Origin of the sequence: Streptomyces agglomeratus (assembly GCF_001746415.1) — a bacterium.
Lineage (GTDB): Bacteria > Actinomycetota > Actinomycetes > Streptomycetales > Streptomycetaceae > Streptomyces > Streptomyces agglomeratus.
The window spans coordinates 8,055,029-8,072,188 of sequence record NZ_MEHJ01000001.1; the positions used below are offsets into that span (position 1 = coordinate 8,055,029).

Consider the following 17,160-nt stretch of genomic DNA (forward strand, 5'->3'; position numbering starts at 1 on the left):
GCTACGACAAGGTCGGCCGGCTGCGCGCGGTGGGCCGGACGGTCCCCCTGCTCCCGGACGTGTCCCGACAGGTGGGCGAGCACCTCGCCGAGGCCGGCCCCGGCCACCCCTTCGAGGGGGTGCGGTTCACGGCGGCGTGGGGGAGCTGTGACGTCCTGGAGACGGTGCTGGTCCGCCCGGATGTGGTGGCGGAGGTCAGCGCGGATCGGGCCGTTGACCGGGGCGTTTTCCGTCACCCGCTCCGCTTCAAGCGGCTGCGCCTGGACGTGACCGCGGACGATGTCCCGCGGTTCGGGGCAGGGCTGGCTGCGGCGGCCGGCTGACCGCCGACAGAGCCGCCCGTCCCGCGCCGGCGGACGGGTTCCCCAGGGGTCGTCACCGATGTGCGGCGGCCCCCGCTTCGTGTCCCCCGCAGGAGTGAATCCGGCCCGGGAGGACGGGGCGCAGCAGGGGCGTTGAGGACCGGCACAGGGTCCCGGGGACGCGTTAGCCCGGCGGGATGACCCAACTACCGCATCGGCCGGTGTGGGCGATCTTGTCCTGGCAGACTGCCAGGCGTCCCCAGCATCCATCCCGAGAAGGGAACCAACACTGATGACTGAGCCTTTTCAGCACGGCCACTGATCGGGTAGGGGCGCGGCCGAGGAAATGGCCGGCGGTGTGGTCGGGCATAAGGTCGGCGACGGCCGTACGGATCGCCCCGCGGCTGACGTCGTACTCGTGGGCCAGGCTGGCGATGGACTGGCTGCCCACAGGTACGCGGCGCGCACGGCGTCGGCCTTCTCGTCCCTGGCGGCCGGGCGGCGCCCGCTCTTGTTGCCCTTCGCCTCGGCGGCCCGCAGCCCGTCGTAGGTCAGCTCGGGCTGACGGTCGCGCACCCAGCGCCCGCCTTGTCGAACAGCAGCGGCAGATGGCCGCTGCCGCCGAGCAACGCAGGCAGCAGCAGGAGGCTGCGGCACAGTACGACCCCCCGGTCCTACAGCATGCCGACGCCTACCCAGTCCAGGCTGCGTATGAGTCTCTGACCTCAGCCTCGGGGCCGGCCCCGAGGCTGCGCCGTACCGTCGCGCGCACGGTCTCGATCTGCGGGGCGGGCTGCTGGGGAATCTCCTCGGCAGCCCGCTCTGCGGCTGTCCGGCCACGGACGGCGCGCACCACCTGGTCGTCGTCGAGGGGGGCCGGTCCTTGCCCGAGAGGGCGGCGTCGCGTGGTGCTCACCGCCGAAGTTTCGCAGGCCAGCAGGGGGTTTCAGACTCCGGCCCTCAACGAGGCAGGTCAGAGCCGATTAGATGCTCCGCTCAGACGGTGGTCTCGGTGATGATGAGAGAGGAGACCTTGCCCTCGATGCCGCCAGCCAGCACTTCGGTTGCGGCATGGACCACAACCCGCTCGCCGGAGAAACCGGCATGCTCGAACAGTGTGACCTTGTAGCCCACAGGGACGAGAAGAGAGCGGATGGAGTCGTCCGGGATCGTCAGAGCGTCGATGTCATACCGGCCGGGCTCGGTGAAGAATTGGTAGTCACCCCCCAAGTCCGGTTCAGTGAAGACAGCAACCGGGTCCTTGCCGAAGCCGCGGGCCACCGAAGGGAGCTCTTCGATGTACACATCTGGGTGAAGGTATTTGGGCATGGAAACCTTTCGTTGCTCTCGTCGGCGGCGCCACAGACCGGCAACCGGTAGTGACAGATTGTCAGAGGAAAGGGCGACGGCGTCGACTTCGGAGCGGGCGTACCGCTCCAGGGAACGGACGGACCTGCTAGCCACCCCGGAGATGGGCCGGGGGCGCGCGTTTCAGATCTCAACGCCGGCGTCGGTCCCGGGGCACGGCCGGGACCGGTTACAGGCTGGTCACAGGATCCGACAACGGGCCGGAGGCCCGCCGACTATTCCCGCCCGATCACCCGCGAGCACATCCTTTCGGGCTAATCAGCTCCGGTAGGGCGCACGGACTGGTTCTGTCCCTGGCAGCATCCGGGCCGAACTTGTCGATCGGTAGAGGGCGCGCGGCATGAAGCAGACACTCAACGAACGGCAGCTGGCGGTGCTGGAGTGGGTCGGAAAGGGATGCCCTGAGGGGGCCTCCGCCACCTACAAGACCAGCTGTCAGGCTCTGCAGAACCGTGGGCTGGCCAAGGTAGCCAGGCGAGGTGGGGTGTGGAATGCGGTGCTGACTGACGCAGGGCGCCATTACCTGGCACATGGCACCTACCCGGCGCCGAAAGCCCCGGTGCGAGCGCTTCCCATCCCCCGGCTGCCCAAGTCACACCCTCTCAACGCAACGCCGGGCCCGAAGGACACGCTCAACCACAACCAACGTGACCAAGCCCTACTAGGCGTCTGAGGGCCCTGCGCTTCTCGGACAGTGGTGTTGAGGGTTCTCCTTATGCCGCTGCCTGCAACTCCTCGTACTCGGCGTGGACTTCTGCGGGCGTCTTGTAGCCGAGTCCGGAGTGGAGGCGTTTTCGATTGTAGAACATCTCGATGTAGCGGACGATCGCCCGGTGGGCATGTGCGCGTGTTGGGAACGTAGTTCGGTGCACGAGTTCGTTTTTGAGGGCGCCGAAAAATGACTCAGCCATCGCATTATCCCAACAGACACCGGTGCGGCCGACCGACGCTCGCAGGCCCAACGAGCGGAGCTTGCAACGAAGTTCCCGAGACGTGTATTGGCTGCCGCGATCGGAATGAAATATGCAGCCTTCGGCGAGGTCGATGTTCCGGGCCGCCATATCGAGTGCATCCGATATGAGGGAGGTCTTCATGTGGTCGGCCATCGCCCAGCCGACCACAGCTTTGGTGTGGCAGTCGATGACGGTCGCGAGATAAAGGAACCCGGCCCAGGTGTGAACGTAGGTGATATCGCTGACCAGTTTGCGCCCGGGGGCGTCAGCGGTGAAGTCACGGGCCAGCAGGTCGGGCGTGGCCGGCGCCGCATCATCAGCGATCGTGGTCGCCCGCCAGGGCCGCGGCTGGCATGGCACCAGGCCGAGCTCGCGCATCAGCGCGCGGACCAGTTCTACTCCGGCCTGCACGTTCATCCGCTGGAGCACGGCGTGGACACGCCGGTAGCCATAGGTCTCCTGCGAGTCGGAGAAGACCTGGAGGATGACGGCCCTCAGTTCCGCACGGCGCTTCGCGGTGGCCGACAACGGCCTCGATCTCCAGTGATAGAAACCAGACGTGGATACTCCCGCCCAGGTGCACATCTGCTGCACGGGAAAGTTTTGGGCCTCACCGTCGATGAACTCGTACTTCTCCGTCACCGGTACTCCTGGGCGAAGAAGGCCGCCGCTTTTCCCAGGAACTCGGTCTTCATGCGGAGTTCCCGGTTCTCGCGTTCCAGCTCGCGCAAGCGGGCGCGCTCGCTGATGTTCAGGGAGGCTCCTCCCCGGCATGCTCTTGCCGGTACCGGCTGACCCAGGTGCCCAGCGTTCCCTCGTTCACTTGTATCTCTCGGGCGACCTCGGCGATCGGGCGGGACTCCACGACCACCATCTTGACCGCCTCGTCCCGAAACTCAGGACTGAACTTCCTACGCTTCTGTGCCACGTGCTCTCTCCGCCGTTCTGGACTTCGATCCTATGGGGACAGCTGTCCGAGAACTTCGGGGCGCCTCAGTCGTCCACTGGCCACAGCGCGTCGTGCTGACTCGTCGCCCAATTGACACACAGCAGCGATCGGCGTGCGGATTCACGCATGACGCCGCCCTGGTTCTGTGAACCCGAGCGCTTCCGAGCGGATGGCACAGAAGGTGCGCCGCCAGGAGCAGGGGCACGAGTACGCCGAACGAATGCGGGTCTGTCAATCGAACGGCCCTGTCTCACATTCGGTGGTGACAGAGGGTGCTGCTATCCGAGGAGGATGCGGTGGCGAAGCAGGGTGAAGCCTGCTCGTCCGTGCATCTGGCGCGCGATCCGCTTGGTCTTGGTGTTGACACCCTCGGTGGGGCCGTTGCTGTACGGAAGCGTGAGGGCGGCGTTCACGGCGTCACGGTCTCGTTCCAAACCTCGGGCGAAGGCATGCAGGTGGGGCAGGTCGGCGCCGCGGACCTGGACGATCCAGCGCGAGAGTGCGTCGGCATTGTCGGCGTGAGGGACAAGGAGCGGGGCGAAGTCTCGGATACCTGTGGCCAGTTGGGTCATCTCAGGGCAGGCGGCGGTGAGCTTGGACAGGAGCTGGCGTTGCTCGGCCTTGAGGTTGTCGGGCCTGGTCAGCAGCATCCGGGCGAGCCGCCGCGGGGAGATATGGCTGCGGTCGGCGTCCGCACGGCCTTGGTTGATGTACTTGTGCAGGAGGTTCAGGCAGCCCGTGAAGCCAAGGCCTTTGATCTCTTCGAAGAGGTGCTTGACGGGGACTCCAGGGTCCTCGGCCCGGCGCTTGCGCAGGTGCTCGCGGTAGGGGTCGACCAGGCTGGCGCGGTACTTGGGGACGCGGAGTATGCGCTCGGGCCGGTCGGCGCGGGCGTAACGTTTGACGGTGTTCAGGGCCAGTTCCAGGCGGCGGGCGCATTCGAGCAGGCCCACGCCCTGGTCGAGCAGACCGTGGACCTGGTGCCAGCGTTCCAGGGTGGTCTGGGCGCGGGGTCCGTCATAGATAGGCGCATCCAGCACAGTGGCCCAGCAGGTGCTGTGCGCCTTGACCTCGCTCAAAACGGCTTCGCACAGGTTGTGCCACAGATGCCAGCGATCACCAACCTGCACCGCGTCGGGCAGAGCGCGGCGGATGGCCTCGGCATAGGTCGCCGAGCCGTCACGGCATACGACCTCGACGCCAGGGTGCTCGCGCAGCCACGCCTCCAGCGTGTCGGCCGTGCGGTCGGGCAGTACGTCGATCCGCTCATGGGTCTCGGCGTCGATCACCACGGTCGCATAGCGGTGCCGCCGGCGCAGAGCGAAGTCGTCGACGCCGATCACGCGGGGCACCCGCCCGGCGGGCAGCGGGATCCGCAACAGGGCGCGCAGAGCCGTGTGACGCGACAGCCCCATCGCGAGTATCGCCAGCAAGCGTGCCCCAGCCCGGCCCGCTAACTCCTTGACCACGGCCTCGACTTGCCTGGCCAGACGGGTCGTGCGGCGCTGGTAACGCTCCAGCACCCCGGGCACCTGCTCGCGGAAGGTGTGGCGGCAGCCGCGCGTGGGACACACCAGACGCCGTACCCGCACCCGGACCACCACCCGTCGGTCATCGACCGGCGCATCGGCCACGATCCGCCAGTGATAGCCGTGCACCCGCCCGGACGACGCCCCGCACGCCGGACAGGCCGCGGTGTCCTGGGGAGTCCGTGCCCGCACCGCGATCCGCTCGCCCTCGTCGGCCACGTCCTCGATGACCAGCGGGGCCAGGCCCGAAAACACCGTCTGCACAAGCTCGTTGACATCCTTCACGCGAATGTCAACGACCATCACGACTCACCGTCACCACCGAATGTGAGCCAGAGCCGTTCCTTTTACAGACCCCCTGATCGGAAACGGGCCTGAGCTGTTCCCCGTTTTGTAGCGGCGGGTTGTGTGGTTTACGGCGGCGTTCGTGGTCGCCTGGAGTTGGTAGTGGTGGGTCTCGAATTCCTCGGGCGGGAGGTAACCGAGGGCTGGGTGGAGGCGCTCGGTGTTGTACCAGCCGACCCATTGGACGACGGCGTGTTCGACCTGGTCAGCGTCTCGCCAGGGGCCTTGGTGCTCGATCAGCTCGGCCTTGAAGGAGCCGTTGAGGGCTTCGGCCATCGCGTTGATGCCCCTATGGATGTCAAGCTCGATCGGCGCCATCGCGGACGCGACCGGCCAGGATCCCAGCAAGATCCGGTACCTGCTGCGCTGCTGGAAGAAGTCAGCGCCGCGTAACGCGCATCCATGAGCACAGACGGTTTGTACGGCGAGACGTGCACCGCTCTGGCCGCATGTGGAACGAGCAGGCGCTGCGCGTGGTCGCCGACACGGGCGAGGCTCTGGTGACTGCCTGCGCGCCAGGATCGGATGCCCGTTGGGTCCGTCGCTCGTCCGGAGACGGATGCAGGCACCCTCAGCTTCGGCCTCGTTCCCGGCCGCGGTACGTGAGCGGCACGCGCAGGTCGCTCGTCCTCGTGGGTGTAGATCGCCGGCGGCCGTCGTCAGCGCTAGTTGTATTGCCCTGTGAGGTTGGGGACGCGGCTGCGAGGGTTTCCCTGTCTCAGGCACCCCCGACTGGCGCTGAGCCGCGGCCATTGCCCCGCCGGAGGGGTTTTCGCCGCACCAAAAAACCGGTGTCAGAGGCCCCTGCTGGCTTTCTCGCTGTGGATACCGGTTAGGGAATCTAATCAAGGCGCGTGGTACTGAGAACCCGCCAGGGCATGTATGCCGTTGAACGGTAAATGACATGGGCGTTGAAGTGCCGGACTGAGCTGCTTGACACGGGCCGACGTGCGGCGAAGTGTAGAAAGAAAGTGCTCCATGAATTCGCCGCGCATGTCGGATCCCTATCTGCGGGGACCTCCGTCCGGTACCGCCGCCCCGATCACCGGCTTGCCCCTCGCCGGAGGTGCCACCGAGGGGAGGGGTTCGACAGGTCCGCACCGGCGTAGGCGGCGCCAGGTTCTGCTCTTCTCTTCCTGGGCAGACAGCCCATCGTCTCTCCGGCCGATCCTTCGGATCCCGGAAACGTGGGCGTGGCCGACCGGTACGGCAGTGAACACGGGCTGTTCACGTCTGCCCTCCCGCCAACCGTTGCAGCGTTTGGTGCTCACCGAGGTCACCACCGGCGAGCGGTCATCCGGCTGGTGGGCGGCACCGGCTCCATGGACAGGGACATGGCCCAAATGCGCGGCAGGGCAGCGGCGCGCGTGACAGTTGCTGCGGGAGGGCACACGGTGACCGGCTTGCCGCTGTCTGTGTTCGCGGTGGACGCGTGGTTCCAGCTGAGGACACCCGGACGCCCTCGGGGTGGCGGGCGGCCTGAACCAAACGAGGAGCCATCATGACGGTGCCACCGGATACCGGGAATTTGACCCCGGACCAATTGCTGAGAATGAGACTGACTCCACAGGATATGGCACATCTGGGCTCGGACGGATTGAAAAACCTGTCTGGCAACCTCAATGAGGGGGTCCGTACCGCCTGGAGACATATTTCTGATCTCCACAATCTGTCGACTTCTCTGGAGCAGCAGCTCGGCGAGGCTCGAACCGTGACGGATCGCCGCCGGATCATCGGAGAGCAGAGAGACGCGGCCAGGCAAATCAGGGAATTCAAGGAGGGGCTCCGGACCATACGCGACAGCCAGAAGGTGCTTCAGCAGGTGCGCGAGGGCGGGGTCGAGGCCGCGAAGGCGGTGACCCAGAGGATCGCACACGGTCCGTCGATCGGGCAGCGCCTCTGGAACCTGGCCCCCGAGTGGGTCCAGCGTTTTGGGTCACCGGTACGCGCTGTGGGCAACGGAATCGCGCAGGTGACCCAAAAGATCAGGCGCGGGAGTGTGCAGGCCGTACAAGCTGTCGTCAACGGAATCGCGTACGTGACCGGAAAAGTCGTGGGCGGGGTTGTGCAGGGTGTAGTCGCTGTCGGCAACGGAATCGCGAACGCGTGGAACGCGGCCTGGCCCACGATCAGAAACAACGCGAAGGCGATCCTTTCCGGCGCGGCAGCCCTCGTCCGAGCTGCGAAATCGGGCGTCGGCACTTTGGTCACCACTGTTGCCCGAGGTGCCATCGGGGGTGTGCCCGGGATTGTCGTGGCCATCGGGGTGCTCGCGCTGGTGGGTGCCGGAGCCTGGGCGTGGAGCGCCTACAACACGCCCGACCCTCCCAAGCCACCGACCGTGCCGGGGCCGGAGGAACCAGGGCCTGTGCCGCCCCCGCCCGAGGTACCGCCGGCTGAGGAGCCCCCGCCCGAGGTACCGCCGGCTGAGGAGCCCCCGCCCGAGGTACCGCCGGCTGAGGAGCCCCCGCCCGAGGTACCGCCGGCTGAGGTACCGCCGGCTGAGGAGCCCCCGCCCGAGGTACCGCCGGCTGAGGTACCGCCGGCTGAGGAGCCCCCGCCCGAGGTACCGCCGGCTGAGGAGCCGCCGGCTGAGGAGCCCCCGCCCGAGGAGCCGCCAGCCGAGGAGCCCCCGCCCGAGGAGCCCCCGCCCGAGGAGCCGCCGGCTCAGGAGCCACCTCACGAGCAACCCCCGCCTGAGGAGCCCCCGCCGCCGGTGCAGCCGCCCCACCCGGTGCCCTAGTTGCTCCGCCCACGGAGGTTGGTCGGCGAAGCCCCGATCACTTGAGCAGGGATCACCCTGACAGCGGCGGCACTTACTACGACGGCCTCAAGGTCGGCAGCTTTGGTCCGTCCATCACGGGGGAGGGGCTCGACTGGGTGCCCTGGAAGGATCACGGCGGCCACCGGTCCATGTTCCTGCCGGCCATGGCCTCCTTCAACAACAAGCTGTATATGGCCTACACCGGCCGCGACGGCAAGGTGTACGTCACCACGCGCACCAACTTCAGTGTCTGGGCCGGGGCGACAACCCTCCCCGGAACCGCCACCGGCGCACCCGCCTTGGGCGTGCACGGCAACACCCTGCACTGCGCCATCCGAGGCACCGACGACCGGATTTACCTCAGCACCAACTCCGGCTCCAGCTGGAGCAGCTTCACGCCGATCACCAACCCCGGCACGCTGACCTTCTCCGGCTCCGCCCTCGCCGCCGACGGCAACGAACTCCACCTGATCTACCGCTCCCGCCGAGACCACCACCGTCGCGCCCGATCTGACCGAGGACGCCGGCGGCGCGGCCATCTGCGGGGTGTTCGGTTCGACGGTGAAGTCCGGTACCCGCACCTATGTCGCGTCGCTCGGTTTCTACGTGCGCGGCGGGAACGTGTCGCAGGCGGTCCTGGACCATCTGAACGACAACCGCCGCCACTACAGCCAGGCGGTGTGGGCCAACGCCGACGAGTTGACGCTCAGCCGTATCCTCGCCAACTACTCGTACACGCCGGCGGGCTCCAGCGCCGCGCCGGTTCTGCTGGGCACGCTGCTGGATCCGAAGCCGATCGCCGCCACCGGCAACTATCTCGGCTTCCGGTGGAACTTCAGCAGTGAGCAGGAACGAGAGGCGTGGACCAAGGCCCGCCAGCCGGGCGATGCCACGTTCGGGGCGCCGGTGACCAACACGATCGCCATCGCCACCAAGGGCGTCTTCGCCGAGGCCGTACTGGGCCGGGCCAACTCGGCGGAGAAGATCGACCTCACCCGTTTCTGGAACTGGAAGGACTCGCCGATCCAGATCACGCCGGCCGACATCGCGCCCGTCTCCACCGCATCGCGCGCGCAAAACCTCGACGTCACGGCGGCCGGCATGGGCGCTTCCCAGGCGAAGTTCACGCCGCTCGCGGCGATGCCCGACCCGGTCGCCCTGCAAGCGGCGCAGGCCATCACCACCGCGAACCTGTTCCGTGACATGAGCGGCCTCAACAACATGAGCCAGGTGCTCACCAAGGGCATCGAAGCCGCCGCCGGCAACGACAAGGCCGCTGGCGAACGCGCCCAGGAAGCCCTGAAGACCGCCACCGAACACCTGCAGAAGATGGCCCAGATCGCAGTCGACGCCGCCGGCAAGGCGGCACCACTCGTGACCGGCGGCGGCGGAAACCTCAGCGCCATCGGCGGCATGCTGAACCAGGGCGGCAAGGCCGGCTCGGACACCAAATCCTAGGTGTACTGCCCAGGCAGGTTGATCGAGTTTGTGCCCGGCGCGACAGCAGACCGTGGTTTGTGACCGACCGGACGGCCACCGGCCACACCTGACCGCGCCTTCGTGCCATCAGCACGAGGGGCCCGCGCCGAAGCGCGGGCCCCTTGTCATGTCACCGCACGGTCCATGCAGGAGGCCAGCCTTCCACCGGGGTCAGTTGAAGATGTCGGTCTTCCACCTGAGGGTGTCCGAGGTGCTGGTGTTGTCCCAGTACGCGAAGAGGGACTGCGAGCTGGGGCTGGTCGAGCGGATGGGTCCGGCGTCGAGGGCGTAGCCGGTGGCGACGTTGACGATGTGCTGCCTGTCGGCGTCCCACCTCCACTTCAGGTTGTTCGACGGGCCGGTGGCGTCCTTGTAGGCGTAGACCTGCACCACGGGCCTGCTGGTGTCGCCGCCGCTGTCGAGGGCGTAGCCGGTCGCGATGTTGACGATGTGCTGGGTGGCCGGGTCATACCTCCACCTCAGGTTGTCGGAAGGGTTGGCGGCGTCCCTGTAGATGTAGACCGGCACCCGGTTGCTGCCGGTCTTCCCGGCGCTGTCGATGACGTAGCCGCTGATCACGTTCGTGATCTGGTTGGTCGGCAGCGGCGCACGGCCGGGCTGCCCGGTGGCCTGCGCGGTTCCGGTCAGCGCGGCGACCAGGCCAAAGGAGAGGGCGAGGGAATGGATCTTCTTCACGGCTGCCCCAACGACACGCCGCTCTCGCAGACACGCCCCGGAGTCGTCTCTTCCAGCCGGCGCCACCAGGTCCAGCGGCAGCCGCGGCCGCCGCGGCCCGCTCGCGCCGACGGCTACCCCGTTGCCTACGCGGGCGCCCCAAGAGGCGCGGGTGCCTGCGGCAGCGGCGGGAAGAAACAGCCGGCCCTCATAGCCGGATGGCTGCGTCACGGCCGCCCACCAACTACCTAGGTCGGCGACGGTGTCACGCGTGCCGTCGCCGGGGTGGAGGCGGCGAAGCTGCCGGGCGGCAACGACAGCAAGCACGGCTACGGCGGCCCCGGCAGCGCCCGCTCCAGGGGGCCCAGCGGAGACCCCGGCCGGGCGGGACAGCGCAATCCACGCTGCTTACGCCCTGTCGACGAGGCATGGACATTGTGTTCCGGTCTGCTGGAGGATGCGGTGCTATGACGGATCACGTACTCCTCGAAGCGGGCGATGACCTCGTACGGCAGCTCTCTCACGAAAGGGAAGCCGTCAAAGCGGTCCTCGAGCTGGTGTGGAACGCACTTGATGCCGACGCACTTCAGGTAGGCGTGACCATCGAGCGTTCGGCCATCGACGGGGTGGAGAAGATCGTCGTGCACGATGACGGTGACGGTTTCACTCCCGAGGTGGCGCGCAATGCCTTCCGACGAGTGGGAAACTCCGAGAAACGCGAGGGCGGGACGACACCACGGCTGAAGCGGCCCTTGCACGGCAAGGCCGGCCGCGGACGCCTGCGGGCCTTCGCTCTTGGCGACACGACGCGCTGGACCAGCACAGCGCGAGCCCTGGACGGTCAGCTCATGCTCACCACGGTCGAATCAGGGTTCGGAAGCCGCACGACGTGGTCCATCGACGCAAGGCCCGCCCCGGATACAGCCGACTGCGGAACGACGGTCGAGCTGTGGGGCAAACAGTCCACCCACCTCAACCGCCTCCTGGAGCCGAAGGCCGTCTCCCAGATCACCGCCGCACTCGCGCCGTACCTACTCACCTGGACCGACGTGCGCGTGACGTACGACGGCGCGCTCATCAACCCGCGCGACCAGGTCCAGGACGAGGAATGGTCGGAAGACCTCACCTTCGAGTACGAAGGCCAGCCCCAGTCCTTCCAAATCCGGCTCATTCACTGGCGCACCGGCTCAGAACGCATGATCGCGTTGTGCGACGCAGCCGCCTCGCCCGTGGAGACCATCGACGCCACCGCGGAGCACAGCGACTTCACTTACACCGCCTACGTGCTGTGGTCGCCGATGCCCCGACACCGCAACGAGGTACCGCTGATCACCCTGGGCGGGGAGACACCACTCGCGCCCCTCCTCACCACGGCCCGGGCATGGATCTCCTCACGTCTGGAAGATCGCCGCCGACGTCAGCGCCGACGCGTCGTCGACAGGTGGATCGATGAGGGGGTCTACCCCTACCCGGCCCGAGCAGAAGGCAGCCAGGCCCAGGCCGAACAGGCAACATTCGATCTCGTGGCCACATCGATCAACCGCCACATCACCGGCGACAGGATGAAGAAGCGACTCACCCTGTCCCTCCTCCAGAACTCCTTGCGCCACAACCCGGACCAGATGGTGGAGATCCTGGAGAAGGTTCTCCGGATGTCCGGCGACGACGTCAGCCACCTCCACGGACTCCTCCAGCAGACCAGCCTCTCCAGCATCATCCGGGCCTCGTCGATCGTCACCGCCAGGCTCCAGTTCCTCACCGTCCTGGAACACCTCGTCTTCGACGAGGAGACCTACGGCCTGGTCGGCGAGCGTGACCACCTGCACAAGATCCTCGAACGCGAACTGTGGGTCTTCGGCGAGGAATACAACATGATGCGCAGCAGCGAGATCGGCCTGACCCGCATGCTTGAGCACCACAGGCGTGCCATCGGCTGGGACCCGACCCCAGACGGGCCCGTCTACCAGCTGTCCGGTCGCAGGGGACGCGTCGACCTCATGCTCTCCGCCAACAGCACCGAGCACGACCGAGTCCGCCACCTCGTGATCGAACTCAAGGCCCCCGACGTCGATGCCGACCGCGACCAGGCAAACCAGCTCGACGACTACATGCAGACCGTCCTCAACGACCCACGCTTCGCCAACATCGACACCACCTGGGACTTCTACCTCGTAGTCCGCAACATCAAAGACAGGCTGAAGCCGCAGCTACGACAAGCCGGCCAGCCAGAGGGGCTCTACAGCCAGCCCACCAGCTACGAGCACGCCAAAGTCCGAGTCTGGGTCCGGACCTGGTCAGAGATCCTGCGTGAGGCCAAGCAGCGGTTGGAGTTCGTCAAGAGCGGCATCGAACACAACCCCTCCCTTGAGCAGGCCCTCGACTACCTGCGCAGCCGTCACGGCGACCTCATTCCCGACCAACTCCGCCACGCGCCCCCTCTACCCCAACCTCGTCCCGATGGAGCCCATGACGCAGCTGTCTGACCCGCTGCCCGGGAATCGAAAGAGGCGAAAGTCGACGAGGTCATCCTGGAGCCTCTGAGGAGGGCTTTCGCCCGAACTGCTCGACCGGTAAACGCACGCGTCACGCCCACTGGACGCCCAGCTTCCGCAGCGCGTCCAGCTGCTCCTGGGTAAGTTTGTCGCGCCGGGTCTTGGTGTTGGAGACCCATACGCCCAGCTTCACGATCACCGGCGCCGCCTCGCCGTCGACCGCAATCTCCACGACGGCGCCGCGGGGTACGGGCCGGTCCACGCCTTCCCGCTCGACCCACTGCGTGAGGGCCGCGAGGCCCCGCTGGAACGCCTGCTGCGCCTTGCTGGGGCCCTTCGTCGCACGCGTGGCCGCTGGGGCGGGGGCCGGGGCCTCAGCGGGTTGTACGCCCAGCTTCGCCAGCCGCTCCTGCTGCTTGGGGAGAAGCTGCGCCCAGGTGCCCGGGTTCTTCTGTCGCTGAAGCCACCGCCCGATGTCATCGCCCTCGAACAGCACCCCGTTTCGGCAGCCTCAGCAGGATTGGGCGGCCGGATGCCGCCCGCGCGTGCCATCGGCTGACCGCAGGCACCCGTACTCCATCGGGTGACTTTCCCGCACGGCACCGGTCGGCCGGGGTACGTCTGTCGCATGGCCACATCATTCAAGCGGCTGGCAGGCGTTCTCGCCCTCACTCTCGCCGCCCTTCTCACGCCCGTCGCTCCCGCATCAGCAGCTCCCGCTGATGACCCCCTTTTCGGCAAGGTCACAATCAGACTCCCGGACATCGACGTAAGCCCCGCCAGCGTTCTCAATCTCGGCCCCGGCGGCCTGCTCCAGACCGGGCTCCCGGCTTCCTAAAAGGCCGGGTCCGCATCGGGTTGCACCCCTGACCCGCAATGACAGAGAACAGCCGGGGCCGCTGTTGCATCACCGCGTTGCAGCACGGCCCACCCACGAGGTCCCGGGCATCGTGGCCCGGGACCTCGTACGGTCCGGCTCAGCGACCGGCCGGCACCGGTCCCGCCCACTGCACGCCGACCTCGGCGAGGGCGGCGAGCTGCTCGGCATCGAGCTTGTCGCGCCGGGCCTTGGTGTTGGAGATCCATACGCCGAGCTTGACGGTCACCGGCTCCGCCTCGCCGTCGACCGTGATCTGTTCGCTGTGCCCCCGCGGCACGGGCCGGTCCGTGCCTTCCCGCTCGATCCACTGCGTGAGGGCCGCGAGGCCCCGCTGGAACGCCTGCTGCGCCTTGCTCGGGCCCTTCGTCGCGCGCGCGGCCGTCGGGGCGGGAGAGGGGGCCTGATCGGGCGTCACGCCCAGCTTCGCCAGCCGCTCCCGCTGCTTGGGGAGAAGCTGCGCCCAGGTGCCCGGGTTCTTCTGCCGCTGAAGCCACCGCCCGATGTCATCGCCCTCGAACAGCACCCCGGGCTGGATCTCGGGCAGGCTGCCGTCGGCGTCGACCAGGTCGGCGAGGACGCGGTAGTGCCGCTGCCAGTCCAGCGGCCACGGGCAGTTCCAGTCCTCATCGACCGCTGCCAGCTGCTGCGCACGCATGGCGGCCCGCTCCGCGTCCTTGCCGAGGCCGCCCTTGCGGCGCAGGTTCGCCGTGTGCTGCCCGACCGGCACCATCGCCTCGCCTTCGCCCCACACCGCGTCCTGACGCGGCGCGAGGTGCCCCATGGCCCGCCGGTAGGACCGCAGCGCGGCGAGCTTGTTCTCCCAGGCTTCCTCGCCCGGCTCCCACACCATCCCGGCCTCCGGTGCGTTCAGCAGGGTCTTGCGCCGCTCCTCCAGCTCCCCGGCCCGCAGCGCCTTCCTCTGCTGGTGGACCCATCGGCCAAGGGGGAAGTCCTTGGTGACGCCGACCTCGACCTCGACGTCATACGGAACGGCGTACAGGCCGGTGATCTCGTTCTCCTTCCGCCACCGCAGCAACGCCTGGTAGCCCTCCAGCCACACCAGCGACTCCGGCCGGTACACCCGAGTGCGAAGGAACGCCGCGATGGTCGCGGCGTCGCGCGGGCTGGAGAAGTGCAGCAGCGCCGCCTCGGCGGCGGCCTGCGTGTCGTCCTCCTGGTCCTCGCCGTCACCCGCGCCGCCGGCCCCGACGATCCGCCCGTTCTCGTCACGCCGGACGTGGACCTTACGCTTCCCGCTCGTGAGCGCCCGGGAAGCGAGCTGCTCGACCAGACGTTCGTCATGCGAACGCAGGCCCTGGAGAACCGCCACAAGGGGGCGGAACGAGGCGCTGGCGACCATGTCCTGCGGGTCCTCGCCGGGCTCCAGGAACACGGGCATTCGGCGAGCGGTCCGCGCTGCTCGCTGAGCGTGGGGTGGCTTGGTTGGGTGGGCAGGGCGTGGCGTGCGGCGTCCCACAGTGGTCGGAAGGCCTGGGGCTGGCCGATTGAGTGTCCGAGATCACGGGGAAACTTCAGAGGCGTGGAGATTCCCGGTGCGCTTTCGTAGGCCAGTTTCGTCGGTCCGGGTGTCCCGTTGGGCCAGTCGGACAGGCAGACGAGCGTGGCTCCGGCGCGGATGACGGTGGCGAGTGTTGTGGTGGGCTGCGGCACGGACGCTGGGCGGGCAGTCCGCAGTGATCACACCAAAACGTTCCCCTTCTCCGGTGGCCACCGCTACGGTCGACGCAGCGCGGCAAGAGGGGGCAGCCTTGGAACGGGACCACGAGTTCGGCTTGTGGGTGGTCGAAGCGGCCAGGAAACAATGGTCGTTCAGGTGGCGCCGATGGTCTCAGATACTGGCGTCCCAGTTATCTCGGTCGGATGGCATGAGAAGCAGCAGCGACTGGCTGGACCAACTGAATGAGACACGCCGAATCGTGCGGGACGGCTCAGACTCAACCCGTCATGCTGAAGCCGAGAAGTGGGCGCGGCTCTTGCGCACGATCCGCCGGAGGCGGCTACTGCAGGCAGCAGTTCAGGCCGGAGTAGGAACGTCACACGTAGGATCCACTATCGGTTTCATGACAGACGCCATCTACGGCCTCGGCTTCGGTGGCCATGCCGACGCGTGGGACAACGCTTTGGTGCGGAGGTTCGAAGAACCCGACGAGTCCCACTTGTCTTCCTCCGCCGAGGCGGCAGATGTTACGCAGGCGGCTGACGACCTGAACCATGCGCTCGCCAGCCTGCTTCTGGAACTTGGACCACCCCCAGCCACCACGAACGCGAATTTCGCCCCGACTGGATCTGGCGACGGCGGGGTGCAGGCATGAGCCTTGAGGAACCCCTGCCGGTGGCTTCCGATCCAGACCCATATACCGCTGCCGCTCACCGAGTCGCCGAGCAGTGGGCCGAACTGGACCCTGAGAAGTTCGACCTCGCTCTCAAGGCTCTGGAGCCTCGATCCAAGCGGGCACACCAGTTCCGTCTCCGCCAGTTGGCCATGCAGGAAGTGGCCGCCAAGCTGGCTGCGGACGATGTCATCGCGAAGCGCCATCACACGTACCAGATGACCAATCTCATCGTCGCTGCAATGCTGTCCCTCGCCATGCTCGGCGGTGGCATTTATGTAGCACCGACCAATATTTGGTTGGCGCTGGGCCTATGCGGACCGTCTCTGCTTGCCTTAATGAAGGTTTTCGTTCTTCGGCGTAGTGACGCGAGCGACATGCGGAACCTGGGGAGGTTCCTCGGGAACGCAGGGAACGCCGGGCCGCCGCCACAACCACCGTCCCCACCGGCGGGCCCGGGTGGTCCCATCCCTTGACCGGTCAGAGCCGGGTGAGGCCATGCCGCGCAGGCAGTACGACTCGCTTTCCCAGATTTGGAACTTATGCCCGGCGCGAGCGAGGACGAACCCGTTCGGCCGACCCCCGGCCCGCTGATCCGTTCTGGGCATTCCGTCACCCCGTGAACCGCATTTGGTCGGTTCCCCACCAGGTGCCGGGGTGGGACGAGTTGGGGTGGGGGCCCCAGTCCGTTGGGGCCCCTGAGCGTGCGATCCGAATCCGCGGAAGTGTGCACGCTTCGAGCGGTTCATCGCGGGTGGATCTTGGGCCACGGTCCGGTCGGGGCAGGGGGCTGGGGGTGGGGCAGGCTGACGAGCAGGTGCCTGGCGTGGCGCCGACAGGGCGGCGTGGTGCGGGGCGTCCATCCAAGCCCTCGTTCCCGCACCACGCTGTACTGGCCAGCTCGGAGAAGGCCCGGCTAAGACCGTGTGTGAGTGAGTGGAAGTGGGCATGGCCGGAGTCCTACCGCCTCGCTCACCAGGGGGCCGGCCGCAGTGGTTGGCGGCCGGCCCCGACGCATGTCCGCACAGTGGCTGGTCTGGCGGACCCTGGAAGAGGGGCAGGCAAGCCGTGAG

General features: G+C 67.5%; 11 protein-coding genes and 3 pseudogenes. 6 read left to right on the top strand and 8 right to left on the bottom strand.

Going from position 1 to position 17,160, the window contains the following annotated elements:
• Positions 1-59: 59 nt before the first annotated feature.
• Positions 60-323, top strand: coding sequence for a hypothetical protein (locus tag AS594_RS47675; RefSeq protein WP_338120200.1), 264 nt, complete (start codon positions 60-62; stop codon positions 321-323).
• Between the two features lie 670 nt (positions 324-993).
• Here the strand turns inward: AS594_RS47675 and AS594_RS44070 are convergent.
• The 5 genes and pseudogenes from AS594_RS44070 to AS594_RS48095 form a co-directional block, all read right to left on the bottom strand.
• A complete protein-coding gene (locus tag AS594_RS44070; RefSeq protein WP_141747203.1) occupies positions 994-1,218 on the bottom strand; it encodes a hypothetical protein in 225 nt (74 codons plus the stop codon).
• Positions 1,219-1,298: 80 nt separating this feature from the next.
• Positions 1,299-1,631 carry a hypothetical protein gene (locus AS594_RS35420; protein WP_141747204.1) on the bottom strand — a complete coding sequence of 111 codons (333 nt, stop codon included), beginning with the start codon at positions 1,629-1,631 and terminating at the stop codon, positions 1,299-1,301.
• A gap of 752 nt (positions 1,632-2,383) precedes the next feature.
• Positions 2,384-3,551: pseudogene (locus AS594_RS35425) on the bottom strand (IS3 family transposase).
• 299 nt (positions 3,552-3,850) lie between these two features.
• Entirely contained in the window at positions 3,851-5,404 is a 1,554-nt protein-coding gene (locus AS594_RS35435) for an ISL3 family transposase (protein ID WP_167368137.1), read from the bottom strand.
• Positions 5,405-5,416: 12 nt separating this feature from the next.
• The gene (locus tag AS594_RS48095) at positions 5,417-6,352 is read right to left on the bottom strand and encodes an integrase core domain-containing protein (protein ID WP_420877875.1); all 936 of its coding nucleotides are present in this window, start codon (positions 6,350-6,352) and stop codon (positions 5,417-5,419) included.
• A 595-nt stretch (positions 6,353-6,947) separates the two neighbouring features.
• Here AS594_RS48095 and AS594_RS44995 point away from each other — a divergent pair.
• Positions 6,948-8,189, top strand: coding sequence for a hypothetical protein (locus AS594_RS44995; protein WP_167368097.1), 1,242 nt, complete (start codon positions 6,948-6,950; stop codon positions 8,187-8,189).
• A 582-nt stretch (positions 8,190-8,771) separates the two neighbouring features.
• Positions 8,772-9,668, top strand: a complete 897-nt coding sequence (locus tag AS594_RS35450; RefSeq protein ID WP_240509189.1) for a hypothetical protein — start codon at positions 8,772-8,774, stop codon at positions 9,666-9,668.
• Between the two features lie 192 nt (positions 9,669-9,860).
• On the opposite strand, the gene AS594_RS35455 is transcribed toward AS594_RS35450, so the two are convergent.
• Positions 9,861-10,385, bottom strand: a complete 525-nt coding sequence (locus AS594_RS35455; RefSeq protein WP_069931520.1) for an RICIN domain-containing protein — start codon at positions 10,383-10,385, stop codon at positions 9,861-9,863.
• Between the two features lie 446 nt (positions 10,386-10,831).
• Here AS594_RS35455 and AS594_RS35460 point away from each other — a divergent pair, with 446 nt between their 5' ends.
• On the top strand, positions 10,832-12,847 hold the full coding sequence (locus AS594_RS35460) for an ATP-binding protein (protein ID WP_069935783.1): 2,016 nt from the start codon (positions 10,832-10,834) through the stop codon (positions 12,845-12,847).
• A gap of 100 nt (positions 12,848-12,947) precedes the next feature.
• On the opposite strand, the pseudogene AS594_RS35465 reads toward AS594_RS35460, so the two are convergent.
• A pseudogene (locus AS594_RS35465) lies at positions 12,948-13,355 on the bottom strand (helicase associated domain-containing protein); the annotation flags it as partial.
• Between the two features lie 478 nt (positions 13,356-13,833).
• A pseudogene (locus AS594_RS35470) lies at positions 13,834-15,135 on the bottom strand (helicase associated domain-containing protein); the annotation flags it as partial.
• Between the two features lie 682 nt (positions 15,136-15,817).
• On the opposite strand from AS594_RS35470, the gene AS594_RS44075 reads away from it, so the two are divergent.
• Together AS594_RS44075 and AS594_RS44080 are read left to right on the top strand one after the other, a co-directional pair.
• Positions 15,818-16,069 carry a hypothetical protein gene (locus tag AS594_RS44075; protein WP_069931515.1) on the top strand — a complete coding sequence of 84 codons (252 nt, stop codon included), beginning with the start codon at positions 15,818-15,820 and terminating at the stop codon, positions 16,067-16,069.
• Positions 16,066-16,563, top strand: a complete 498-nt coding sequence (locus AS594_RS44080; RefSeq protein WP_141747206.1) for a hypothetical protein — start codon at positions 16,066-16,068, stop codon at positions 16,561-16,563. Before AS594_RS44075 ends, AS594_RS44080 begins: the two co-directional genes overlap by 4 nt.
• Positions 16,564-17,160: the final 597 nt, after the last annotated feature.